16 protein-coding genes are annotated in these 25,168 nt (G+C 40.3%); 9 read left to right on the top strand and 7 right to left on the bottom strand.

The window, feature by feature from the left end; translation table 11 throughout:
- Nucleotides 1–534: 534 nt before the first annotated feature.
- Together B5X70_RS08105 and B5X70_RS08100 are read left to right on the top strand one after the other, a co-directional pair.
- Complete coding sequence (locus B5X70_RS08105) at nucleotides 535–1,590, top strand: sensor histidine kinase (RefSeq protein ID WP_079557397.1); 1,056 nt, start codon at nucleotides 535–537, stop codon at nucleotides 1,588–1,590.
- Between the two features lie 15 nt (nucleotides 1,591–1,605).
- Nucleotides 1,606–2,394, top strand: coding sequence for a LytR/AlgR family response regulator transcription factor (locus tag B5X70_RS08100; RefSeq protein ID WP_079557396.1), 789 nt, complete (start codon nucleotides 1,606–1,608; stop codon nucleotides 2,392–2,394).
- Nucleotides 2,395–2,563: 169 nt separating this feature from the next.
- On the opposite strand, the gene B5X70_RS08095 is transcribed toward B5X70_RS08100, so the two are convergent.
- Nucleotides 2,564–4,345, bottom strand: a complete 1,782-nt coding sequence (locus B5X70_RS08095; RefSeq protein ID WP_232468281.1) for a glutamine--tRNA ligase/YqeY domain fusion protein — start codon at nucleotides 4,343–4,345, stop codon at nucleotides 2,564–2,566.
- Nucleotides 4,346–5,178: 833 nt separating this feature from the next.
- Between B5X70_RS08095 and B5X70_RS08090 the strand changes: the two genes are divergently transcribed.
- Entirely contained in the window at nucleotides 5,179–6,411 is a 1,233-nt protein-coding gene (locus tag B5X70_RS08090; protein ID WP_079557395.1) for a 3-deoxy-D-manno-octulosonic acid transferase, read from the top strand.
- Here B5X70_RS08090 and B5X70_RS08085 read toward each other — a convergent pair.
- A complete protein-coding gene (locus B5X70_RS08085) occupies nucleotides 6,408–9,320 on the bottom strand; it encodes a bifunctional fucokinase/fucose-1-phosphate guanylyltransferase (RefSeq protein WP_262481301.1) in 2,913 nt (970 codons plus the stop codon). The genes B5X70_RS08090 and B5X70_RS08085 overlap by 4 nt on opposite strands.
- 323 nt (nucleotides 9,321–9,643) lie before the next feature.
- Between B5X70_RS08085 and B5X70_RS08080 the strand changes: the two genes are divergently transcribed.
- From B5X70_RS08080 to B5X70_RS08070, 3 genes are all read left to right on the top strand, one after another.
- The gene (locus B5X70_RS08080; RefSeq protein WP_079557393.1) at nucleotides 9,644–11,953 is read left to right on the top strand and encodes a glycoside hydrolase family 3 N-terminal domain-containing protein; all 2,310 of its coding nucleotides are present in this window, start codon (nucleotides 9,644–9,646) and stop codon (nucleotides 11,951–11,953) included.
- 414 nt (nucleotides 11,954–12,367) lie between these two features.
- Nucleotides 12,368–14,677 (top strand): glycoside hydrolase family 3 N-terminal domain-containing protein, encoded by a 2,310-nt coding sequence (locus B5X70_RS08075; protein WP_079557392.1) that lies wholly within the window; start codon nucleotides 12,368–12,370, stop codon nucleotides 14,675–14,677.
- 352 nt (nucleotides 14,678–15,029) lie between these two features.
- Nucleotides 15,030–16,895, top strand: a complete 1,866-nt coding sequence (locus B5X70_RS08070) for a tetratricopeptide repeat protein (RefSeq protein WP_079557391.1) — start codon at nucleotides 15,030–15,032, stop codon at nucleotides 16,893–16,895.
- A gap of 33 nt (nucleotides 16,896–16,928) precedes the next feature.
- Here the strand turns inward: B5X70_RS08070 and B5X70_RS08065 are convergent, their stop codons facing one another.
- The gene (locus tag B5X70_RS08065) at nucleotides 16,929–17,816 is read right to left on the bottom strand and encodes a hypothetical protein (RefSeq protein WP_079557390.1); all 888 of its coding nucleotides are present in this window, start codon (nucleotides 17,814–17,816) and stop codon (nucleotides 16,929–16,931) included.
- 298 nt (nucleotides 17,817–18,114) lie between these two features.
- On the opposite strand from B5X70_RS08065, the gene B5X70_RS08060 reads away from it, so the two are divergent.
- From B5X70_RS08060 to B5X70_RS08050, 3 genes are read left to right on the top strand one after another with little or no spacing between them, the layout of a single operon-like run.
- Nucleotides 18,115–19,983: an Ig-like domain-containing protein gene (locus tag B5X70_RS08060; RefSeq protein WP_079557389.1), complete on the top strand. Its 1,869-nt coding sequence runs from the start codon at nucleotides 18,115–18,117 to the stop codon at nucleotides 19,981–19,983.
- A gap of 34 nt (nucleotides 19,984–20,017) precedes the next feature.
- On the top strand, nucleotides 20,018–20,839 hold the full coding sequence (locus tag B5X70_RS08055) for a DUF3108 domain-containing protein (RefSeq protein ID WP_079557388.1): 822 nt from the start codon (nucleotides 20,018–20,020) through the stop codon (nucleotides 20,837–20,839).
- A 57-nt stretch (nucleotides 20,840–20,896) separates the two neighbouring features.
- Nucleotides 20,897–21,688, top strand: coding sequence for a CHAD domain-containing protein (locus B5X70_RS08050; protein WP_079557387.1), 792 nt, complete (start codon nucleotides 20,897–20,899; stop codon nucleotides 21,686–21,688).
- Nucleotides 21,689–21,700: 12 nt separating this feature from the next.
- On the opposite strand, the gene B5X70_RS08045 is transcribed toward B5X70_RS08050, so the two are convergent.
- The 4 genes from B5X70_RS08045 to B5X70_RS08030 form a co-directional block, all read right to left on the bottom strand.
- On the bottom strand, nucleotides 21,701–22,171 hold the full coding sequence (locus B5X70_RS08045; protein ID WP_088328629.1) for a hypothetical protein: 471 nt from the start codon (nucleotides 22,169–22,171) through the stop codon (nucleotides 21,701–21,703).
- A gap of 175 nt (nucleotides 22,172–22,346) precedes the next feature.
- The gene (locus tag B5X70_RS08040; protein WP_079557386.1) at nucleotides 22,347–23,453 is read right to left on the bottom strand and encodes a glycosyltransferase; all 1,107 of its coding nucleotides are present in this window, start codon (nucleotides 23,451–23,453) and stop codon (nucleotides 22,347–22,349) included.
- Between the two features lie 11 nt (nucleotides 23,454–23,464).
- Complete coding sequence (locus B5X70_RS08035) at nucleotides 23,465–24,244, bottom strand: radical SAM protein (protein WP_079557385.1); 780 nt, start codon at nucleotides 24,242–24,244, stop codon at nucleotides 23,465–23,467.
- A 50-nt stretch (nucleotides 24,245–24,294) separates the two neighbouring features.
- On the bottom strand, nucleotides 24,295–25,026 hold the full coding sequence (locus tag B5X70_RS08030; protein ID WP_079557384.1) for an SOS response-associated peptidase: 732 nt from the start codon (nucleotides 25,024–25,026) through the stop codon (nucleotides 24,295–24,297).
- Nucleotides 25,027–25,168 lie beyond the last annotated feature (142 nt).

Raw genomic sequence — 25,168 nt, 5'->3', positions numbered from 1 at the left:
TTAGATTTTGGTATATCGATTCAGGTTTTCCTAATGGTAGTTGAGGTTCGAATTTGTAATGTTGAACAAAATTAAAAAGAATTCTCAGACTTCACTGGGTAGATTTGCAATAGAGTTTGTTTTCTGGTTCTCCGGAGTATGGAGAGAGTAAAAATTTGTTTTCATAGGAGCCGGATAAAACGTGCTTGGCTTTTATGAGCCAATATTATTCATTAGCATATGTATCTGAATTAATGAGTATACACATTTCAAACCCTGAAAATGATTCTTCAGTCTTCATATTTATTATTTCCGTATTTCATTTTAAAATGGTGTCAGGATTAAGACTATGTTTGTCATTGATAGTATTGAATTTACAAAAGCTTAACACATGATATTTTTCTTTCTAGTTTGGTTGATCAGGAAAAGGAGTTGGGGTGCAACGGCGCCTGTGACTCCTTTCCTTTTTTTTAAAAAAAATGTGACTGATTTGCAGTGACTCTACACATATTAATGAAGTGTTTGTTGTAATTTTAAACAGCAAAGAAATAAGGCATGTCTAAACATACTTTTAAACCGGGAGTACAACCCCGATATATTGATTTTCGAAGAATTGTCATTGAATTAATTGCTTCGGTTTTTATCTCATGGTTAATATTGACTTTAGTTGGAGATGAATCAGCTAAGTTGAATGTTGAAACTTTTAAGGCATTTGCTTTTGTTGTTGTCACTCTGATTTGCTTGTGTGAAGGGATATTTATTTTTGATGCCTTGATATCTAAAAGGTACCCCTGGCATACATCGGTTCGCAAAAGAGTTGTTGCACTATTTACCTTTTCGGTTGTATGGCTTAACGTAGTTGGATTTATGGCCGGAAATATGTCCAGATTGATATTTGAGGAACATGCCGGACATAAACCCGGAGATGACCATTATGTTGCAGTAACTATTCTAATTCTGTTTACCATTATATATGTAATAAGCCTAATTGGATATAATTATCATGAAACACTTAAAAAGTTCATTGTTGACAATGAACGGCTTCAGCGCGAGAAGCTGGAACTGGACTATTTTGCACTACAGGATCAGCTGAATCCGCATTTTCTGTTCAACAACATGAGTACTTTGATGGCGATAATTCCCGATGACTGTGAGAAAGCATTAAGTTTTGCAGGTAACTTTACTGATGTATACCGGTATGTTTTGATGAGTAGCCGGCATAAACTTGTCACACTTCAAGATGAGCTCATGTTTATACAATCATATGTTGCCATTCACCAGGAACGTTTGGGCAGTGGTTTACTTGTGACGTACGATGTATCTGAGGACGCCATGAAAAGAAAAGTACCTACACTGAGCCTTCAGTTTTTGGTTGAAAATGCCATTAAGCATAATGTAGCCACCAAGGAGGAGCCATTGTTAATTCGCATCGGCATTGAAAAAAACATGCTCAAGGTGACAAATAATTTGCAACCTAAATTATCAACCTATTCCACCAATACAGGTTTAAGAAACCTGAAACGACGTATTCAGTTTTTGGCTGAAGAAAAAGATCTGGTCATTGAAAGTGATGAAAAGTTTTTCACCGTAAAAGTGCCTGTTTTTGAATAATTAAAAGAGGGTAGTATGGAATGGAATGCAGTGATAGTTGAAGATGAGCATTATCTGGCTCAGGTTTTGGAAAAGATGATTGGTGAAGTAAAACCAGAGTGCAATATTCTGACAAAACTTACCGGAGTAAATCAAGCCATTGAATGGTTCAGGAATCATCCTGAACCTTGTTTGGTATTCATGGACATACAGTTGGCGGATGGCATCTGTTTCGATGTTTTTGAGGCTGTTGACCTGAGCAATAAAGGCATTGTATTTACAACCGCCTATGATGAATATATGCTGGATGCTTTTGAATACAACAGTATCTCCTATCTTTTAAAACCAATAAAGAAAGATTCTCTGATTAAGGTTTTCGAAAAGATCGAAAACATAATGAGCACCTTTGGACAGGAGCAACAGGGTGATTATCAGCACCGATTATCCCAATTGGCTCAACACATCAGCAAAATTGCACCACGTTTCCGCCAACGCTTTATGATTGCCAAAGCCGATGGATATATCCAGCTCCCTGTTCATGATATAGCCTGCTTTTACGTTGTAGAGAAGGTGGTTCAAGCTTTATCTTTCGGTGGAAAGATTCACGTTCTGGATTTTACTCTCGATAAACTTGAAGAGGAGCTGGATCAAGATATATTTTTCAGAGCCAACAGGCAATATATCATCAACCTGAATGCCATCGAACGCATAGAAAACTATTTTGGAGGAAAGTTAATTATCAGACTTAAACCTGAAATCAGCAAAGAAAAAATAGTGGTAAGTCGCTCAAAAGCACAAATGTTGAAGAAATGGTTGGATAGATGATAAAAAAGAAGAGCCTGGCTATACTGCCAGGGAAGTTATAACCACAAAGATCGCAAAGTATTTCACACAGTTAACAAAGAGTACAATTTCAACAACCATTCTGTTCTATGCATATCCTTTGAGAACGTTGTGGTTGCCTCAACTTTTTTTTATATCTCCCTAATTATCTTTATTTATTCACCTTAGCCCAACTATCTCTCAAACCAACTGTTTTATTAAAAACCAATTTTTCTGAGGTAGATTCCTTGTCTGCACAGAAATATCCAAGGCGCTGAAATTGGAATCCATCCAACGGCTTACTCTCTTTTAGGAAGGGCTCTACTTTGCAGCCGCTTAATATATTTAGAGATTCCGGATTTAGGAACTCTTTAAAGTCTTTCTCTTTGTGGCCATCTGGCTCTTCGTCCATAAACAGACGATCGTAAAGTCTCACTTCCGCGTCAATGGCATGTCTGGCCGAAACCCAGTGTAGAGTTCCTTTTACTTTCCGGTTGCTTTGGGGCATCCCGCTTTTTGTTTCCGGATCGTAGGTGCAATAAATCTCTGTGATATTGCCTGCATCATCTTTTTTAAAATCTTCACATTTCACAATGTATCCGCTTTTCAGGCGAACTTCCCTGCCTGGGCCCAAACGGAAATATTTCTTTGGAGGGTCTTCCATAAAATCTTCCCGCTCAATGTAAAGTTCTTTACAAAATGGAATTTCCCTTGATCCCATGCTTTCATCTTCCGGGTTGTTGATGGTGTCCATCATTTCAACCTGATCTTCGGGGTAGTTGGTGATGATCAATTTCACCGGATTCAACACTGCATTCACACGCATGGCTCGTTTGTTCAGATCTTCACGAATACAGTATTCCAAAAGCCCCATATCAATCACGTTTTCGCGTCGGGCAACGCCAACTTTGTCCGCAAACATGCGGATAGATGCCGGCGTATATCCCCTTCTGCGTAATCCTGAAATGGTTGGCATGCGTGGATCGTCCCAGCCTGCTACAATACCTTTCTGAACCAGTTCCAGCAATTTGCGTTTGCTCATAACGGTGTAATTCAGGTTCAAACGGGCAAATTCAATTTGTCGCGGACGAATTTCCGGGGTTGCTTCACCATCCAAAATCTGATCCAAATACCAATTGTACAAAGGTCGGTGTACTTCAAATTCAAGTGTGCAAATGGAGTGAGTTATTGCTTCGATGAAATCACTCTGACCATGGGTAAAGTCATACATTGGGTAAATGCACCATTTATCACCCGTGCGGTGATGAGGTTTGGAAATGATGCGGTACATAATTGGATCGCGCATATGCATGTTGGGTGATGCCATGTCGATTTTTGCGCGCAAAATTTTCTCTCCGTCTTTAAATTCACCTGCTCTCATGCGTTGAAACAGATCCAGATTCTCTTCAACTGAACGGTTGCGGAAAGGGCTTTCTTTTCCGGGTAAAATGGGTGTTCCTTTTTGTGTTGCAATCTCTTCGGGAGTTAACTCACAAACATAAGCTTTCCCTTTCTGTATGAGTTTTATGGCCCATTCGAAAAGTTGTTCGAAGTAATCCGAAGCGTATTTTGGTTCGCCCTCCCATTCAAATCCGAGCCATTTTATATCTTCCTGAATGGAGTCCACATATTCTACGTCTTCTTTTACCGGGTTGGTATCGTCAAAACGCAAATTGCAAGCGGCATCGTAATGCTTGGCTATCCCAAAATTAAGGCAGATGGATTTTGCATGTCCTATATGCAGGTAGCCATTGGGTTCGGGCGGAAAGCGGGTCAGGATTTTTCCACCATTCTTGCCCTCTGCAAGGTCTTTATCTATTTCCTGGTAAATAAAATTGCTTTTTATCTCTGGAGTTTCAGGTTTAGATGTCTCGTTGCTCATATAATATCCAATGTTATGATTAAATTCCTGGTTGAAAACCAGTTTAGTCTGGTTCAACACTTCGTCATGCAAAAGTAAAATAATTTACGTGCATATTTAGTATTGGAGCAACAGAGTTTTTGTTTTTTTGGACACAAGCAGGTTTTACTCTATAATGAAACGAGCCATGAGAATCGGCAGATTGACGAAGTCAATGTAGATGAATTGAGATATCTCCCGAAGCATCAGGAATAATCGATGTATGATCTTTTGCGTTTTAGGGGCTTAGCCCTGCAATCATGGTAGAATAGTACATTAAGATTGGAAAACAGAGGGGTGTAGCCTTACAATCTTTTTGCAGAAGGTTAAGCCTTAGTTTACTGATTGGGGTAAGTTTACATTATGCAGCAAGATGCCAGGGCTAACGCCCCTTGGGAAATTTCTTTTGTTTTTCGTTGCTACGAAGAGGTCAGGGCTAAAGCCCCTTTTTTCAAATGATCTTTAGTCCGATGCATTAAGTTTAGAAATAGAGGCAAATGATCTTGCAAGCAATTAATTAGCTCAGAAGTATTTAGACATCATATTTGTGCCACACTGTTTTCGTATTGATGCACATTAAAGGGGTGTAGCCCTGCAATCTTCGTAGAAAAACCATCAATTGATAAAACATGAGGGGCGTTAGCCCTGACATCTTAGTTGTACTGTGATTTAAGCTCCTGCATCCTCGCAATCACAGCTATTAACAGACTCGGTATGAATGCCCATGTAACTAATATTACTGAGCATAGCTGTGTGGGCTATTGTCAATTTATTTTAGTTTCCATTTAATTATTTTGAATAAAAAAGTGGTTTAGACTGAATTGATATGGTATTTTTGCCATGTTTTAATCACACGATCATATTGCTGTTCCTGAAAAGTATTGATTATGCGGATATTATATGACATCGGAATACAGTTTTACCATTTCATGGCAAAACTGTTAAGTCCGTTTAATAAACAAGCCTCCATGTTGTCCCGGGGGCGTTCGGAAGTTTGGGATAAAATTGATTCGCTGGCCCTCAAGGATGAAGTTATCTGGGTTCATTGTGCATCGTTGGGTGAATTTGAACAGGGACGTCCGCTCATCGAAGCCATTCGGGCTAAAAAGCCCGATTGGTTCATTGTGCTCACGTTCTTCTCTCCTTCGGGGTATGAAATTCGCAAGAATTATGAAATGGCAGATGCAATATTATATCTGCCGGCCGATACCAAAAGCAATGCTCGTCGATTCATCTCGGCCATAAAGCCTAAAGCAGTTTTTTTTGTGAAATATGAGTTTTGGTTTTACTACTTCAAAGAACTCAATCAAGCCAACATTCCTTTATATAGTGTCTCTTCCATTTTCAGGGAAAACCAGATATTTTTCAAATGGTATGGAAGCTGGTTTAGAAAAACGCTGGAGTATGTCACAAAATTCTATGTTCAGGATGAAAAATCGGGACAACTGCTAACGTCCTTTGGAATGAATAATTTCGTTGTTGCCGGCGATACCCGATTCGACAGGGTAGCATCCATCGCTAAAGCAGCTGCGGATGTGCCGTTGGCAGATACTTTTGCACGTGGTGCAAAAGTATTGGTGGCAGGCAGCACATGGCCTCCGGATGAAGAGATTCTTTCTTCTTATATCAATCAATCTCCGGCATCTGAAAAATTTATCATCGCACCTCATCAGATACACGATTCACACATTAAGCAGATTGAAGAACGTTTATCTGTGCCAACCGTCAGATATACAAAAACAGATATTGGAAAGATGCCTGCCGAAACAAAAGTGTTGATTATTGATACCATTGGAATGTTGTCGGCCATTTATCGCTATGGAAGTGTGGCATATATTGGCGGTGGTTTCGGAAAGGGCATTCACAATACGTTGGAGGCGGCCACCTATGGCATGCCTGTCATTTTTGGCCCCAATTACAAGAAGTTTAAGGAAGCTGTGGATTTGATAAATGAAGGTGGAGGTTTTGCAATTAAGGATGAGAAAGATTTCTTTGGCCTGATGCAAAAAATTTGGGACAATAACGAAGGTAATCTTCTTGAAAATTCTGGAAAAGCTGCCGCATCCTATGTAAATAGGATGCTGGGAGCTACGGAGAAAATTATTAATGAACAGCTTTAGGATCTTGATACCTGAAGTCCCTGATGACTGATTTCCATATCTACGAAGCGGGCTCGGGAATTGGGAGGACTTTTTTCCAGGTTCTCTTTAATTTTTTGGCCTGCCTGTGGTGATTTTGCGCAAATAAGCAGATATCCACCACCGCCTGCGCCTAATAATTTCAAACCCAAACAATCGTCATCAACTTTGTCAATGATTGATTGTATCTCAGACGTATTTGTGCCGGGATCCAGTTTTTTGTTTAATTCCCAGGATTTCCGAATCATTAATCCTGTTTGATGAAAATTGCACTTCTGAATGGCTTCACGAGTGGTGAAGGCGTGCTCCTTAATTTGATCGGCAATACGCAATCGACTGCCCTCATTTAAAAACATGCCACATACAATCTCTGCAAGAATGTTCTTGGCGACTCTTGTTATACCTGTGTAATACAGCAACCAGCATTCTTTATTCTCAGCCTTTGAGAAAACAGTGTCGGGAAGCCAGTCGATGCTGATTTTGCTTTGCATTCCCGGTTCCGAAGAGAGGTGTTTCAAGCCAGGAAATATGCCTCCGTACTGATCCTGCCATCCGCCACCGGTAGTTAGCATTTGCTCAAGAATTAGTGCTTTGTGGCAGATGTCGTGATAAGACCAGTTGAGTTTACAGAAATCTGACAATGCACCAAGTATGGTGGCTGCCAGAATGGATGAAGTTCCCAATCCGGAACCTTTTGGTATTGCTACCAGCAATGAGATTTCCAGTCCGCTGCCAAATTCCCGGAGTTGTTCAGAAAGTGAATTGAATTGTTTATTGTTATAATCAGGGTGGAAACCGGCCAGGCATAACGCAGCTCGTGGTATGCTGAAAGCCGATTCAACATCATCATAACCAGTTATATCCTTGTAATTCTCGATGGTTTCACTGACCCCATTGTCGATGCTTCTAATGGTGATTTTATGTTGCGTCGAAGTGCGGATAAATACTTGTAATGGAGGTTGACCGTTGAGGTTAACAGCCAGATTTACAACGCTACCTCCCGATTGTATGCAGTAAGGTGGTGTGTCGGACCATCCTCCTGCCAAATCTAAACGGGCAGGACTCCTTGCCCAAACAATCTGATCGGGAAATACATTCAATTGCGGGTTCACATGATGATTCTCTGTTGCGTATATGAACTCTTGCAATGCCTGGTGAGCCTTGTTTTCCAAGGGAGAGGGGTTGTTGCCTTTTAATCGTTCAATCTCCGCAAGTAGCATCTGCTGACGGGCAACAATCAATGGAGGATTATCTGTTGGCGACAATTGTGGTAAGGGCAACTTTTTTGCTGCGTAACCTATGGCCAATTCTTTCAGATTTGATTGGTAGAAAACGCTTCTTTTATAATTATCGGCCAGCTTTGGGACAGATTGCCAGGCAAACTTTTCCCTTTGAGTGAAAAGCCTTTTAAGGTTTGCCTTTGCACTGATCTCCGTAGCCGACCACCTTTCACAATTCATCCAAAATTTAGTATGGTATCTGTTTTCTGCCTCATTGTTAAGCAGCCACTCCACAAACTCCTGTGTCAATTCATCTTTTCCTACTAATGGAAACAGTTTACAATCCTGTATATCCTCATCCGGGTTTATTCCGGCTTCAACAATATTAACTTTTTTGTGGCTAAACCATTTTATAAGCGAACAATCCTGCCAGTTTGCTTGCTTCACTGCCCCGCTGAATGAGTCTGTTATGGCATATGGCCTGATACAATATTTATCAATTCCGGCAGGAATGATGTCCAGACAGATTCCGGCAGGGATTTCAATGTCCCAATTATTTTCGGGAACTCCGGTTATAATGTGGTGGTTATTTAGTTTCCATTTAGACCCAACGTGGCTGTTTTCAATCCACATATGGTGATTATTGCCGGTAAGAGTGATATCGGTTTGAGCATTTTGCACAAACAAAGTAGGGTGAGGCTTCACACGGTGGTGCAATATGGCTCTTTGATCTTTTATTCTGTTTTGAATTTTCTCAGAAGAAGTTATCAACTCCAGGCTTGTGCCGTAATGGTAAAACTCCCCTTTTTCCAGTGGAAGTAGTGCCACAGTCAGCTCAGAAACAGCTGGATCAGGATTATACGGTTGGGTCCCCAAGGCAGAACCAAACGCTGAGTACATATCATAGAATTCTGGAAGGCCATTCTCAAAACTTTTGCCATTCCATCCACATTTTTTCATCAGCACGTTAACTGCTTTGTCACTGAGTATCCATATTCCGGCATCCATCATAAAGAGATGATCGCTGGTAAGTTCTTCTATTTTTTCATGGGTTGGCTTTTGAAGCATGAATCTTAACTCCCCGGGATTTCCGCGTGGCGTGAAAAACACACCATGTCTTGAAGCCAGGTGAGGATCAGCCCAAATTCCTGCGCAAACCACATCCGCCTCAGGCATATGGTTAAATGGTTGTCCAGAAATAATAAGAACATCTCCGCTTGCAATCAGTGTGTTGCAGTTACCCGTTGAAACAGACAACAGTTCTTCATAGAGAGGTTTTTGAAGATCAAGCAGCGTCTGAAACAAACTTTGACCGCGGCTCCATCGAAACACCGGAATTGGAGTGAGAATCTTCCCGGAAGGTGCGTAGGCCGGCAATCGCCGGCTTTGGCCTCCAGCATGAATGATGAGTTTTTTCTCATTTCTAAGAAAATCATCGAAAGACAAATTCTTTTTAGTCTCAAAGTACTTAGCAAGAAGCCAGGCAGTACCACCTCCTGAACCAATTTTTGTGCCTGCCGGATCTGACAAGGCAAAAATACCTGTATCGGATGATATGTTTAATGTCCTAAACTGGTTTGCAAGGTTTTCAGGTACCGAAAGTAGTGTCTGCATGCCTGGATGTTTTTTATGAATTTCAAATATAATATCAAAATTGGTATTTGATAGAATTATGCTGGTGTTGTTATATATTATCTTTTGGGGGGAATATGAACAACCTGGGCAAAGGAATTACGATATAGTTGTTGAGTTTTTTATAGTAGCAGCTGATGTGCCTTAGGCAAATGTTGCAAACAGAATTTGTCCTGAGTTCTAAAAACGCCTAACTTAGCTCAAAAAGATTGGTTATATGGGGGCAAATGATCAATAATCTACGATGCTTTTGTTATTTTTTTTAGTGTGTTATTTTTACACTAACATTTTTTTTCGTTTTTTTGTACTTGAAAACGATCATAAGAACGACACAAACAAATGAACTAAATAAACTTTACGAGATGAAGAAACAACTATTATCCGGATTAATTGTATTAGTCATTCTTTTTGGCTGTTCAACACCAAAGAAACAGGATGCCGCTTCAATGGTTGAGCGAATTCCTGAGGTTGAGGCCTTATTGAAACAAATGACCCTTGAAGAGAAAGTTGGGCAGATGGCTCAATTGACTCTGGACGCTCTAACTGTTGGAGCAAATCATTTTCATACCGAGGAGCCTATGCGACTGGATATGGATCTTGTACGAAGAGCCCTTGTTGACTATAACCTTGGTTCGGTTCTTAATACCGCGTCCACTCGTGCCAGATCATTGGAAGAGTGGCATACCATCGTCAGTCAGATTCAGGATGTGGCCATGAATGAAACACGTCTTGGCATTCCCGTAATTTATGGAATAGATGCCATTCATGGGGTCACCTATACTGCCGGGGCAACATTCTTCCCTCAACAAATTGGGCAGGCTGCCACTTTCAATCCGGAACTGGTTCGCCGTGCAGCCGAAATTACAGCTTATGAAACCCGTGCATCTTCTTTACCATGGAATTTCTCTCCTGTTTTGGATATTGGTCGTGACCCAAGATTTCCAAGAATGTGGGAGACATTTGGTGAAGATGTCTATTTAACCAATGTTCTTGGAGTCGCGATGGTAGAAGGATATGAAGGCGACGACATTGGAAGCCCTTATAGGGTCGCGTCTTGCCCCAAACACTTTCTTGGCTACTCAACACCCCTTTCCGGTAAAGACCGTACACCCGCATTAATTCCTGAAATTGAGTTGAGAGAGCGACACATTCCTCCATTCAAGGCTGCTATTGATGCAGGTGCACACACCATTATGCTTAACAGTGGATTAATCAATGGGGTGCCCGTTCATGCCAGTTATGAACTGATTACTGAACTTTTAAAAGAAGAACTTGGCTTTACGGGATTGGTAGTAACTGACTGGGCTGATATTGACAATCTCCACAATCGCGACAGAGTAGCCTCTTCTCCAAAGGAAGCTGTAAAACTTGCCATCAATGCAGGGGTTGACATGTCAATGATTCCTTACACGCTTGATTTCTGTGACTACTTAATTGAGTTGGTTGAAGAAGGTGAAGTGCCAATGTCAAGAATCGATGATGCAGTTCGCAGGATTTTAAATACCAAGTTTAAATTAGGCTTGTTTGAAACTCCGGTAACCCATTACGAAGATTATCCACTTTTTGGAAGCGATGAATTTATTGCTGAAGCAATTAAAACGGCACAAGAATCTATGACATTGCTAAAGAATGAAGAGAACATTCTTCCTTTATCAAAAAACTCCAGAATTTTGGTTGCTGGTCCAAATGCTAACAGCATGCGCGCACTCAACGGAGGCTGGTCATACACCTGGCAGGGAAGCAATGCTGATGAGTTTTATGAAGGATACTCTACAATTCTGGATGCTATTCGTGATAAAATTGGTTCAGCAAATGTTGTTTTCCGCGAAGGCGTTCGGTACGATAACAATGCAGCTTACTGGGTAGATGAGGCTTTTGATATTCAAGGTGCAGTTAGTGCCGCAAGAAATGTTGATTACATCATTCTTGCTCTTGGGGAGAACAGTTATTGTGAAAAGCCCGGTGATTTGCATGATCTCACTCTTTCAAGAAACCAAATTGACCTGGCCAAGGCATTGGCCGAAACAGGTAAACCCATAATTTTGGTTTTGAACCAGGGTCGACCTCGCATCATTCGGGAAATTGAACCGCTCGTGAGCGGAATAATCAACACATACCTCCCCGGAAACTATGGAGGCATAGCTGTTGCCGATGTCATCTTTGGTGACTACAATCCAAATGGTAAACTTCCGTTTACCTATCCAATGTATGTAAACACTTTGGTAACTTATGACCACAAGCCTTCAGAGCACCAGGAAAGAATGGCCGGAATGTATGATTATGAATCAGATTTTGCCATTCAATTTCCATTTGGTTTTGGTTTGAGCTATACCACGTTTGAGTACAGTAACTTATCGGTGAGTAGTGATGTTTTAAGACCAAACGGCAGCATCAATATTTCGGTAGATGTTAAAAACAGTGGCGAACGCCAGGGCAAGGAGGTTGTTCAATTATACACTTCAACTCACTTTGCGTCAATAACACCTGATGTTCGTCGTTTAAGAAGGTTTGAGAAAATTGCATTGGAACCGGGAGAAACTAAAACCGTTAGTTTTAGTATTGCGCCTGAGGATATCAGTTTTATCAATGCGCAAAACAAAAGAGTTACAGAGCCCGGAGCTTTTGATGTTTTAATTGATGACCTTAAAGCTACGGTACATTATACAGAGTAGGTCTAAATATAGGTTGAATTCAATAAAAAACTGCAAGTAAGAGAAAATGGGTGTCCGGGCGGACACCCATTTTTTGCTAAAATAAAACCAATTCAAAAATCCTTCATTGTGCGTTAAAGAACTTTAATACGAGAATATTTTAAAATGTTATTAAAGTGCCATCATCGATCATAATGCATTATTAAACTGCATTATATGCTTATCCTCAATTTTTAGATGTGAGTATTTTGTGAGCCAATTCAATTATGAAATATGAGGTTAATATGAGGTATTTCATAATACATAAACGGATTGAATACAATAATTTTGACTTATGGGATTTTAACCTGGTTGAAATAACGCAAGACAAAGTTCCCCTTCGTGGATGTTCTGCTAAATCGCAATATTACTATAACAATTCTAAAAATTGAAGAAATGAAAAAATCACTGCTTATTGGCATGTCGGTAATGCTTTTTATCTTTGGCTGTACTTCAGAAAAAAAAGATGACGCTGCTGCCATGGTTGAGAGAATTCCTGAAGTGGAGGCATTGTTGGCTCAAATGACCCTTGAAGAGAAAGTTGGTCAAATGGCACAAATTACCCTTGATGTAATCACCAAAGGAGAAAACGAAATGGTGTCCGATGAACCGCTGGTTTTGGATATGGATCTTGTTCGACGAGCCATTGTAGACTATGGCGTAGGTTCAATTCTGAATACGGCCAACAATCGAGCCAGAACTGTAGAGAAATGGCATACAGTAATCAGCCAGATTCAGGATGTTGCCATCAATGAGACCCGACTGGGAATTCCTGTTATTTATGGTATTGATGCCATTCATGGAACAACATACACCGCTGGTGCAACTTTTTTCCCGCAGCAAATTGGTCAAGGTGCTACCTTTAACCGTGAGTTGGTTCGTAAAGCTGCTGAAATCACTGCTTATGAAACGCGGGCTTCTTCCATACCATGGAATTTTTCGCCTGTGCTTGATATGGGACGTGACCCCAGGTTCGCAAGGCTCTGGGAAACTTTTGGTGAAGATGTATATCATACAAAAGTTCTTGGCCTGGAGATGATAAAGGGCTACGAAGGTGATGACATCAGCAGTCCCTATCGGGTTGCTTCATGCCCCAAACATTTTCTGGGCTACGGAACTCCTCTTTCCGGAAAAGACAGAACTCCTGCCTTGATTCCTGAGATTGAACTCAGAGAGCGACACCTTCCCCCTTTCGAAGCTGCAGTAAATGCAGGTGTACAAACCATCATGGTTAATTCCGGATTGATCAACGGAGTGCCCGTGCATGCATCATATGAGTTGCTTACCGAGTTGCTTAAAGAAGAGTTGGGCTTTACCGGTCTGCTTTTAACGGACTGGGCCGATATTGAAAATCTTCACAACCGGGACAGGGTGGCTGCATCACAAAAAGAAGCCGTTAAATTGGCCATCAATGCGGGTATTGATATGTCTATGATTCCTTACAATCTTGATTTTTGCGATTATTTGGTTGAACTGGTAAGAGAAGGAGAAGTTCCGATGTCCAGAATTGATGATGCAGTTCGCAGGATTTTAAATACCAAATTCAAATTAGGCTTGTTTGACACACCTGTAACTCATTACGAAGATTACCCTCTATTTGGTAGCGAGGAGTTTGAGTCAGTGGCTTTGAAGACCGCACAGGAGTCAATTACTCTTTTAAAAAATGAGAACAACATCCTTCCATTATCAAAAAACAGCCGCATTCTGGTAACGGGACCTAATTCCAACTCTATGAGAGCATTGAATGGCGGATGGAGTTACAGTTGGCAGGGAGAAAAAGTTGATGAGTTTGCACAAGACTATTCAACCATTCTGGATGCCATCAGAGATAAAATTGGAGCAGGAAATGTTCTTTTCAGAGAAGGTGTGAGATATGACAATGATGCTGCTTACTGGGTTGACGAGGCCTTTGATATTCCCGGAGCTGTAAGAGCAGCTGCCAATGTGGATTACATTGTAATTGTTCTTGGTGAGAACAGCTATACCGAAAAACCGGGTGATTTACATGATCTTACTTTGTCTCAAAACCAGATTGACCTGGCAAAAGCTCTGGCCAGAACCGGAAAACCTATGATTTTGGTTCTGAATCAGGGACGACCACGCGTCATCCGCGAAATTGAACCACTCATGAGCGCTGTAGTGAATGCATATTTGCCCGGTAATTTTGGAGGGTTGGCCGTTGCGGATGTCATCTTTGGCGACTATAACCCAAACGGAAAACTACCATTTACCTATCCAATGTATGTTAATACTTTGGTTACATATGATCATAAGCCATCTGAAAATCAAGCCAGAATGGAAGGCGTTTATGATTATGAATCAGATTTTGCCATTCAATATCCGTTTGGATTTGGTTTAAGCTACACAACCTTTGAGTATAGTAATCTGATTGTGAGCAACAATGAATTAAGACCCAATGGTTCTTTAGAAATTTCAGTAAATGTTAAAAACACAGGCGACCGTCAAGGCAAAGAAGTGGTTAAGCTGTTTACCGCGCTTCATTATGCCTCTATAACTCCTGATGTACAACGTTTAAGACGATTTGACAAAATCAGTCTTGAGCCGGGAGAAGAAAAAACGGTAACCTTTACATTAACACCGCAAGATATTAGTTTTATCAATGCTCGCAATGAGAGAGTGAATGAAGCCGGAGATTTTGATGTGATGATTTCTGATCTTGTTGAAACTGTGAGCTTCATAAAATAAGAATTTGCCAATAATTAATTTTTTATGATCTGAACCAAAAGACGGTTTTAAAAGACGAGTTAACCACAAAGCGCACGAAGAAATCACAAAGCACACAAAGATTTAATGCATTGTCATGTAAATCATTGTGTGCTCTGTTTAATCACCGTGATCTTTGTGGTTTTATTTTTTCTTAACTGGCGTTTATTAAATCGTTCAGAGTACAAATTGATAATCTGTTATCTCATCATTTAAAAACAATGGCTATTTGAATATAATTTAACTATTTTTGTCTCTTCATCACCAGATTACCAGAATAATATGAAACGAGTCCCGAGGCCTCGGGAGCCATTGAATAGCAAATTATAGACACATGAAAAGTCTTTCGATAACTATCTGCGCTCTCCTTATGACAGCACTCTTCCCCTTTTGGGTAATTGCTGATACATTAGAAATCCAAAAAGGGTCGTATGAAGATCTGCAAAACAGAATATATGAATCCATTGAACATCGAACGGGCAATACAAATGAATTAATCAGTGAATTTAAGCGACTGGGAGGCTTTGATGCAGATCTTTTGCTGGGGATGGCCAATTACTTTAAAGCAGAACTGAATTATTCTGAAGCCGCATGGAATGAAGCCATAGAGAATTATAGTGCTGCAATCAGGTATTTTGATTCCCTGAACGAAGAAGGGAGGTTGGCAATTACCTATAATAATCTTGGGCTGGTATATTCTTTCATCGGCGAGTATGATAACTCGCTCGATGCCTATTCCAAAGCGTTGGCACTGGAACTGGATATGGGTGATCAAACTGCGATCGCAGAAACCTATCAAAACATGGCAAATATTTTTTCAGCAGGCGAAAACTACGATAAGGCACTGGAGTTTCATCAAAAAGCACTGGAGGTTTTTCTGCAGGAAAGAAACGATATAAGAATTGCTGCTACATATAATAACCTGGCAACCATTTTTGCCCGAACTCAAAAGTATGATGAAGCCTCGCAGAATTATTTAAATGCACTGAAAACTTACGGGAACCTTGGAATGGAGCATGAGGAATCCATTGTTCTATGTAATATTGGTAGTTTGAAAACCAGAGAGGGAAGTTACAATGAGGCAGTTATTTATCTTGAAAGAGCTCTGGTTATTCTTAAGGCAAGAGGAGACCGGATTGGAGAAGCGAGAGCCTACTCCCTTCTTGCAGACACTTATGCCAAAAGAAACGACCATCAACATGCCATTTTCCTTCACAGAAAGGCCTTGAATATAGCAACAACCTATAGCTTAAACGATATTTACATCGACACGAAATTTTCGCTTTACACCACTTATAAAAGTGCCGGTAATTGGGAAAAGGCATTAGCAGCCTATGAAGGTTACATAAAATCTCGAGACCAATTACTAAAGGAAAATCCTGCCTTTGCCGGAGGGGTATTAGACAAAGAACTTGAGCACAGAATTATTGAAAGAGACAGAATGCTGCAGAGAGCCCAGTTAAGGGAACGGATACTCTTCGGATTATTTGTGTTTGTAGGTTTATTGGCTTTCCTTGCTTTTATCATAGCAACATACAGACGTCGCATCATCAGAAGCCAAAATGAGTATGAAACTGTGAGGAGTAAACTTCTGAAGGAGAAGTTTAATGCCACTGCTGTTATAGATTACCTCAATTCAATCCGGGAGGAGATGATAAAAGGTAATAATCAAAATGCTGTATCCCAGCTGGATGGCTTCTCAAACATGATGCAAATCATGATGGAGAACTCCTGCCAGCAATTCATCTCTTTACGTAAAGAGATTGAGTTTCTAAGAAGCTTTCTTGATTTTCAGAAGGAGCGCTACAACTGCGATATTGAATGCAACATCGAATCCAATGTCATTCATAATGCCGATCAGGTGATGGTGCCGAGCATGCTTACACAATCCTTTATTGAACATGCATTTGTAAACTCTGACTGTGCAGAAACAAAACCAACTTTGAATTTTGCATTTATGAGAAGAGGCAATGTGCTGGATGTTATTATTGAAAACAATCTGAATGCTTCAGCCGAGAGTGCTGTTCTGGAAGAACGGCACAGAAATCTTGGGATTTCTATGGTTCATCATAAATCCTCCGGGTATAAAATGCACAGATTATTAAACCACCTCGGACCACTGCACACAGAGGTCAGGACTGTTGGTGGCCGTGAAGCCGGACATCGTGTTAGATTCAGCCTGCCATTTATGGTGAATTAAATACTCGGGAATATCAACTAAACTGCATCCACATTACCTTAAGGAAAACGTATGGGATCCGATGTGGAATCCGTCTGCAAAAATGTCGGCAGTATATTCTCCACTTATTAATTCGCCTACATCGGCATTGTAAAAGATACACACATCAAGTTCTTCACCACCATATTCAACTGCTCTTTTGGCTGAGAAATTAATCTGTGTGTTTTCATGAGTGAAAACATCATCTCTTGAATGCATCAGCAACTGTCCGTCCGGCCTCTCAATTCGAAGGTAAATCTCTTTCATCCCAACGGGTGCAGTCACATTTCGCAATATTGTGAAGCACACTTTAATTCTATTGGTTCTTGAACTTCGGTTTGTCGATCTGCCACTGGGGTTTAATCCTTCGGCCATCATGTTAATGACATCAAGCCTGCTCGCAATGGTCACTTTTTGTTCGAGTGTTGCCCTGGTAGCTTCCAATTGCCTGACCGAGGTCTGAATTTGACTATATCGCCGCCTATGTTCAATGTTTTCTCTGGTTAATTCCTGATTGATGGTGTTGAGAGAATCTATTTGAATGATGTAACTTCGCAGCACTCCGCGTAAAGTAGTCAGCTCTCGCTGATACTCCCGGATTTTGGCTGTGTTTGTGGCGCGGATTGTTTTCAGTTCTTCAACCAGGTTGGCAATTCTTTGACGCTCCATTTCAAGCATGTAATTCAACGTATCATTATCGCTTTGCAAGGAGTCAAAGTTAAACATTAGGTTCTGGTACTCCTGAGTCAGTATATTTTTTTCTTCCGTCAATCCATCAACAATTTCAGTTAACTCTCTGTTTTGCATATAGTAAAGTACAGAAAGAACAATTACCAATAGTGCTGCAGCTGATAATGAGATGTATAGAATTTTTGAGTTATTGTTTTTTTTCTGAGTTTCCATGTTTCATGTTTTTTGCAGCCGTAAAAATATTACTTTTTCAATAGTAATCAAACAGCTGGTTCTTCTATTTGTTTGGCTTGAAAAAATAACGGTATAGTTATTGATATTATTGCCACAACGATTTTTCTAGATGTATGGAGCACTTGAATCAATAATTTGTCAACATTGCAGATTAATATTATACCAATAAAGTTTATACCTTTGTCTCTCTTAATATTTTGGCAGCATATATTGTGCCGTGATAATATTTTGTTTCCGTTTTCTTTAAAATGAGTACTAACTGTTTTCGTTATATCAGATGCTAAAGCACGGGATTGATTTTTTATACAGAAACATAACCGCAGGAATTATAAGTAAATACAGAGTTCCTTTCGCCTTACTGGTTGTTTTTGTGTTAATCGTTTTCTTACCCGGTGGCTGTGCCAGCACCGGAATGCCCACTGGAGGGCCCCGCGATGAAGAGCCCCCGGTTATGGTGAGATCTTTCCCACCTGAGAACTCCTTGAGTTTTACCGGACGTAATATTCGAATTGAGTTTGATGAACTGATTCAGGTTACAGATATCTTTCAAAAGTTAATGGTATCTCCACCGGTGAATCAGCAACCCACCGTTACAGCAAGAGCAAATGCTCTTGTGATAGAGTTTAACGAGGATCTTCAACCCAATACCACTTATACTCTTGACTTTGCCGATGCTGTAAGGGATAATAACGAAGGAAATATATTGCACGATTTCCGATTCTCATTTTCAACCGGAGAGATTATTGACAGCCTTAAAATTAGTGGCCATTTATTTGATGCCACCAATTATGAGCCTGTTCCAGGTGCATTGGTAATGGTACACAGTAATCATGCCGACTCAGCTTTTCGCAAACTGGTTCCCATACGGGTAACCAAAACCAATCCTGAAGGCAGATTTACTATTCAAAATCTGGCACCCGGTGACTACAGATTATTTGCCCTGGAGGATGCCAACAGAAATTTCAGATACGATCAGCCAGGTGAGCGCATTGCCTTTTATTCAGACATCATTGTGCCTTATATCGGTTATCATGAAGTGATAGACTCCATCTCTTCAGACTCTGCAATCATCGTAAAACAGGAGGCATATCTCCCAGATAGTTTGCAGTTGTTCCTCTTTCAGGAAGATAACATTCCGCAATTTTTGAGAGATTTCGAAAGACGAGCACGAAATCGCATCGATTTCGTGTTTGGCCGTAGGCTTTTGGAACCAGTTAAGGTCGGTTTGGTAAACAGACAGGCGGAAGATTGGTTTATATATGAGCATACTACTGCTCACGATAGTGTCTATTTATGGTTGAGAGACACAACTCTGATAAACAGCGACACATTAAGGATAAGTCTGGAATATCCCATGCTTGATTCACTAAGAGAAGTGACATGGAAAAAGGACACCATCAATCTCTACTATTTTGAGACAGGTGGAGGTCAAGGTCGTCGGAGACGAGGAGATGATGAGCCACCGCCAACACCGGTGTTGCGACAGGAGGGGCTAAAATCCAGCCTCGACATTCTGGAAGAATTGAGTCTGCGTTTCCCTACTCCTTTAAAGAATATAGATTACGCAGGGTTGCGGATGTTTGAAATGGTAGACACCATCCCAAAAGCAATGGAGTTTGATCTTCGTCAGGATTCAGTCAGAATTCGCAGGTATGTATTTGAGTTTAACAGGGAAGCCGGGGGCAGATATATTTTAGAGGCTGACTCAGCAGCATTTACTGATATATACGGTGTTTCAACCAATGCTTTTCGACAGGAGTTTTCCGTTCGAAAGGAAGATGATTACGGTATATTCTATGTTGAGATAGAAAGTCCTGAGCCCACATGGTTAATTCAGCTAATGAACAGACAGGAAAGGGTAGTCCGCCAAGCTCCGGTTCCACGAAATGGGCGGATAGCATTCAGGTATCTCCGCCCAGGAGAGTACATGTTGAGGATCATTGACGATAAAAATGGCAATGGTAAATGGGATACCGGAGATTTGGAGAAGAACATTCAGCCTGAAAGATTATTCTATTACCCGGAACTTCTCAATGTAAGAGCCAATTGGAGCATCCATGTTCCCTGGAATCCACATGAGTTTGACATCCATGAATTTGTGAAGACGCATCGTCAGAGAACAGGATCTCAAAGGCAGCGACGATGATGTTAAGTGATAAAAATCTCTTTTTACTTGAGGTATGTGTTGGAAAAAAATCCTGATTGTAGTCCTGCTATCTGCATATGTTCCTTTGTTTGGAGCCACCGGGTTTTGTGATACAGAAAACACCGCTTTTGGTCCCGGTGAAAAGGTTTACTACGATGCTTATTACAACTGGAAGTTTATCTGGCTGAATGCCGGAAAAGTCACATTTACTGTGGATGAGGCAAAATGGCGTGGAAAACCCGCTTATTTTATGAAAAGCATCGGAGTTACACAGCGGGGATACGACAGACTCTTCAGAGTTAGAGATACCTTTGAAGTTTATGTGGATCCTTTGAAATTAACTCCGTTTGAGTATCGGCAAATTACAAACGAAGGCTCCTATTCTGCATCCCATCATTACATTTTTAATGAGGATAACCGATCGATACGCACCAATATCAGCAGGGAAAACAGCCCTTTTGAACTTTCATTTATTGATTGGCCCGAATGTACATTCGATATCTTGTCAATGATATACAAAGCCCGGAACATCGATTTCTCCAAATACAAAAAGAACGACAAAATTCCTATCACCATGATCATTGACGGAGAAATTCATAATTTGTATATTAGATACTTGGGAAAGGAGGTGGCCAGAAACAGGGATGGCCGCAGATTTAACTGTCTTAAATTTTCTCCATTGCTGGTTGAAGGAACCATTTTTTCTGCCGGAGAAGACATGACAGTCTGGGTCACCGATGACAAAAACCGGGTTCCTATTGTTGTGGAGGCCAAAATTTTGATTGGATCTGTTAAAGCTGTTTTTACCCATGCTGAAGGATTGAGGCACCCATTGACCTCTGAAATCAAACGTTAGCAGTCAGAGAAGTAGATCAACAATATATTTTTTGATGAATCAGAAATTTTCTGTCAGGTGGAAAAGAACTTAATATATGCAATAGGAAAAGAGCAGTATGCTCTTTTCCTCGATAATTTCAACATGTCAGTCCGGAAAGGGGAATCTGAATACATTCATCATTCCAGAGTGGCAATGAAAAGGCTGGTGGCCATAAAAGAATATCTTAAATCCTCATGCCATGATGATGCTGAAGAAGCGATCAACCAGATTGATCTTCCGGTAAAACCTGTTTACAAAGCTTCGGGTAAGGTTAGGAACCTGCAGGTTGCATTGTTAACCATCTCTGATTATATCAAAACGAAACCACCTGCAGAGTTTCTCGACTACATAATGCGAAAGCTTCAAAAACGAAAAAACAAATATTTCCAGGTTGCCAATGAGATTTCCCTTTTAAACGAACAGATGTTTAGCACTTTTTTCTCCCAGTTGCTGGATCAGGCATACAAAGGAAACAATGATATGTTTTTCCAACATTTGGAACGAAATGCGACTTTAGCAGGCAGCCTCATAGAAGCGCATCCACCGGGAAAAGAGTGGCACGATGCCAGAAGATGGTTAAAGCGGAACTATCTGTTGCTTCAGATGTTTGAATCCGATCTGTTGTCGCATCCTGAGTCAGGCAAAGTTGTTTATTACCGTCACATAGAGCAATTGATCGGACAATGGCATGATTTAATGTATCTTAAAAAAATCACAGAAAAATTTGAAGCAAAATCAGGAGTTGAATCAAAGAAGTTTAAAAGTTTTAAAAATGAAATAGCGGATTCCATGATTAAATTTGAACATGAAATCCGCCAATCTTTTTAAGAGAGAACTGTCCTAAACGCTTATTCTACTATTTGTTGGCTTATTTATAGTTATTTCCGAGCCATTTTCACCAGCTTCATCCATATTTGTGAATGAATTCTGCAATGTTCTATTGCTGGATTTTCCCGGATAATTCATAAAAAGTTCATAGAACTTAACCTGCTCAAAATAGTTCAGTTTAATGTCAGTTGGACTCAGCAAGTATTTTCGTATCCAAAAGTTTGTTGTATTACAAACGTTCATACTCTGAAGCCCTTTAATTTTTATAAAATAGTCCAGAATCTGCTCATCGGAAAACCGGTGTTTCGTGAATTCATGAAACCTCTTCATAACTTCTTTTTTCTGATCGGATCCATTAGGAAAAATAATGTTATAAAGAATAGCCTGTGCCTTTCTTTTGGTAATTACCGGCAGAAGATATTTGTATAACCAAAGACTTACACCAACAATTATCACCAAAGGCAATAATATCCAATTCAACATGGTAATGTATTTAATATATTAGGTTGTTGATCACATTTACGATATTCAATCAAAAATGTTTCAATACGGTTAAGGCTGAACACCTTGATCCCAATCAGCTTTTTATATGTAATTTGTGGTGAAAGGTTGCTCATTTTTGACCAAAGGTCAAAAATATGTGACAAATGACTGTTGGTCAGAAAATGGATTGTAGAACAAATTCCAGATAATTATTCCTGTTGAATAAGTGCTGATCGTTGTTGTTAATGCTGTTTAAATATTTTTTGATATTTTTTGCATCAATCGCATTTTGTTTCACAACAAAATGACGAGACCGATTAAACTCAGAAAGATAAACTTGTTCAGTTTGGCCCGGTGTTGGAATCAGCAGTGCTGATTTATTTACAAACCACAAATCCATGATGGATGTATAGCCTGCTCTGGCTATGATGTATGGAGTTTCCTTTATGAGTTGTTTAATTTCTTTTCGTGGCAAATGATTGATTCGTTGTATCAATGAATCCGATTTTAAAGTATCATCATCTGAGTGACTTGTCAATTCCGGTTCGCCTCTCAGAATAGCGATTTTCATATTAAGACTCTTTAGTAATGGATAGAGTCGCATTTCCAACATCGTTTTTTGAGGTTCCGGCCCGGAAAGCATGACGAGAATATCGGTTTTTAAATTTGATTGATTCAATTCATCATCCTGAAACATGAAATCTGAAAGAGCACCTGTAAACTTGGTTGTTTTTGGAAGGGGATACTTAAAAGCGAGGTCACCGGAGAGGGATGATTCGGAGGGATTATCGGGAATCCAGCACTCATCAAATTTCTCCACCATAAATTTGATAAATCGGTGAACCGGATACTCCATAAATCGACCCCAATTCGGCATTTTAAGCATCAGCTGGTGCGTAATGATGATGCTCTTCACTCTCCTGTGACGAGCGCCATAACGGTTGTCTGAAATGATGCATTTGGGGTGGTGTTTTTTTACCAGTTCCGCAATCATTTTTAGCTCTGCAAAATACCATTTAATCCAGGTTGGGATTTGAAAAAGCAATTTTGGGATGAGCAGCCAACCATACTTCGTATAGTTGATCTTTGGTCCGGGGAAATATTCAAATTCTAAATCCGGGAATTCCTGGCTTAAAAACTTTTCTATTTTAGGATCCGTGGCAACAATAACGCGGTGTCCGGCGTCTTTCAGAAGCCGGATTATTGGAATGTCGCGGGCGGCATGTCCCAATCCCCAATTGAGTGGGCAAACTATCACCGGTTTTTCCTGCTTTTGCCTCATCTGGAAGAAAATTATTCGGAAACTTTTGCTTTAAAGCCGGCTGCTCTAACCATATCAGCAATCTCTTTTAGTCTGCTTAACGGGACTTTCTCAAGGGTGTTCACCGGCGTGTCGCGAGCAATGGTGTAAACCATGACTTCCGACGGTGCAATGAATTTTAATAGATTAATCCATGGGTAAACCTCTTCATCGGTGCTGTTATCAATGGCTGTACCATTGAATGTTCCTTTTACAAACAGAGTCTGAATGACTACATGTCCGTTGAATTTTTTCAGGTTCTTTACCGTTTCTTCCAAGTCGAAGCGTCCCTGTGGCCGGTCAAGCAATCTGATTGTATCGTAATTGGCTGAATCCAGTTTTTGTATGTTGTCATCAATCTTTAACAGGGCATTAAAAACAGCCGGGGAGTGAATCCTGGTTGCATTGGATAAGACGGCAATTCTGGCATCGGGACAATATCTGTCCCTAAGCAGAATGGTGTCATCGATTATTCCGGGGAAATGAGGGTGCAAAGTTGGCTCTCCGTTTCCGGCGAATGTGATAACATCCGGTGGGTTGTCTTTAGCAATCATGTTCTTTAATTGAACTTCCAGATCATCGTACACCTCATCCCGTGAAGGCAGGGTTGAAGAAGGAGCATCTTTTCCCGGATTGAATCCGCATTCACAATATATGCAATCAAACGAGCACACTTTCCGGTTTCCCGGCAATAAGTTTATTCCTAACGAAACCCCTAATCGGCGACTTTTTACAGGTCCAAATATAATATCATCAAAAAGGAAGGTAGGCATGATACTTTTTGTGCAAATATACTGTTTTTGATAAGAACGGTTCTTAAATTTTAAAACAGGAGTGAATGATTTATAGGGTTCATGGCATCAGGGGTGTTTCTATTTCCAGTCGGGCTATTTAAACGCGTTGAAACCGGATGCGCCTGCATCCCGGATTCGGGAAATGGCCTCATTATTTGATTTATCTCCTCTGTTGCTAAATCCGGTTTTACCCAATTCTTTTCATCATCCCGCGAAATTATAAGCGGCATGCGTTTCCTGGTGTTATGAATATCTTCCATCATGGGATTAGCTGCGGTGGTAAGAATACTGAATGAATGAATTGTCGTGCCATTGGGTTGTATGTAAATATCATAGAGACACCCCAGTGAGAACAGATCCTGATTTGATGGGTAGATGTAATAGGGGTACTTCATTTTATTGATGGTTTTCCATTCGTAAAAACCATCAATTCCCAACAGGCATCTTTGTGAGTTTATGGCTTTTTTAAAAGATGGCTTTTCAAATGCCGTTTCACTTTTGGCATTTAAAGTCATTTTCATGATCTCCGGAATTTTATTTTCATCTTTTACCCAATGGGGAATTAATCCCCATTGGCTGAAATACAAACCATCGTTTGCTATCACAGGCAAAACAGGATGCTCAAAACCGCTTACGAAATAGTACACCGGCAAGTCTTTCTTAACCAATTTGCTACTGGGTAAATCGTGCGGCAGGATCGGTTCATAACGTTTCACATAGTTTTCCAGCCGTTTTTGAAGAAATGCAATGTTATAACACATGAAATGGTTTTTTATTTCGTCTTGTCCAGGTATACTTGTAAAACTACCTTCAACAATTGGAAAAGGGGTGGCAAATTGCTAAACAACTTCCAGCAAAACACTACTTAATACTATTTAAATATACCAATCTTTTATTGGTTTC

It is taken from the genome of Alkalitalea saponilacus (genome assembly GCF_900168165.1).
Taxonomy (GTDB): Bacteria; Bacteroidota; Bacteroidia; order Bacteroidales; family Marinilabiliaceae; genus Natronoflexus; species Natronoflexus saponilacus.
The sequence above is the reverse complement of the archived record's forward strand: the minus strand, read 5'-3'. Positions and strand labels throughout refer to the sequence as shown.

What these genes read in the sequence shown, in the direction of transcription:
- B5X70_RS08105 (WP_079557397.1), top strand. Translation starts at nt 535, where the DNA reads ATGTCTAAACATACTTTTAAACCGGGAGTACAACCCCGATATATTGAT.
- B5X70_RS08100 (WP_079557396.1), top strand. Translation starts at nt 1,606, where the DNA reads ATGGAATGGAATGCAGTGATAGTTGAAGATGAGCATTATCTGGCTCAG.
- B5X70_RS08090 (WP_079557395.1), top strand. Translation starts at nt 5,179, where the DNA reads ATGCGGATATTATATGACATCGGAATACAGTTTTACCATTTCATGGCA.
- B5X70_RS08080 (WP_079557393.1), top strand. Translation starts at nt 9,644, where the DNA reads ATGAAGAAACAACTATTATCCGGATTAATTGTATTAGTCATTCTTTTT.
- B5X70_RS08075 (WP_079557392.1), top strand. Translation starts at nt 12,368, where the DNA reads ATGAAAAAATCACTGCTTATTGGCATGTCGGTAATGCTTTTTATCTTT.
- B5X70_RS08070 (WP_079557391.1), top strand. Translation starts at nt 15,030, where the DNA reads ATGAAAAGTCTTTCGATAACTATCTGCGCTCTCCTTATGACAGCACTC.
- B5X70_RS08065 (WP_079557390.1), bottom strand. Translation starts at nt 17,816, where the DNA reads ATGGAAACTCAGAAAAAAAACAATAACTCAAAAATTCTATACATCTCA.
- B5X70_RS08060 (WP_079557389.1), top strand. Translation starts at nt 18,115, where the DNA reads ATGCTAAAGCACGGGATTGATTTTTTATACAGAAACATAACCGCAGGA.
- B5X70_RS08055 (WP_079557388.1), top strand. Translation starts at nt 20,018, where the DNA reads ATGTGTTGGAAAAAAATCCTGATTGTAGTCCTGCTATCTGCATATGTT.
- B5X70_RS08045 (WP_088328629.1), bottom strand. Translation starts at nt 22,171, where the DNA reads ATGTTGAATTGGATATTATTGCCTTTGGTGATAATTGTTGGTGTAAGT.
- B5X70_RS08040 (WP_079557386.1), bottom strand. Translation starts at nt 23,453, where the DNA reads ATGAGGCAAAAGCAGGAAAAACCGGTGATAGTTTGCCCACTCAATTGG.
- B5X70_RS08035 (WP_079557385.1), bottom strand. Translation starts at nt 24,244, where the DNA reads ATGCCTACCTTCCTTTTTGATGATATTATATTTGGACCTGTAAAAAGT.
- B5X70_RS08030 (WP_079557384.1), bottom strand. Translation starts at nt 25,026, where the DNA reads ATGTGTTATAACATTGCATTTCTTCAAAAACGGCTGGAAAACTATGTG.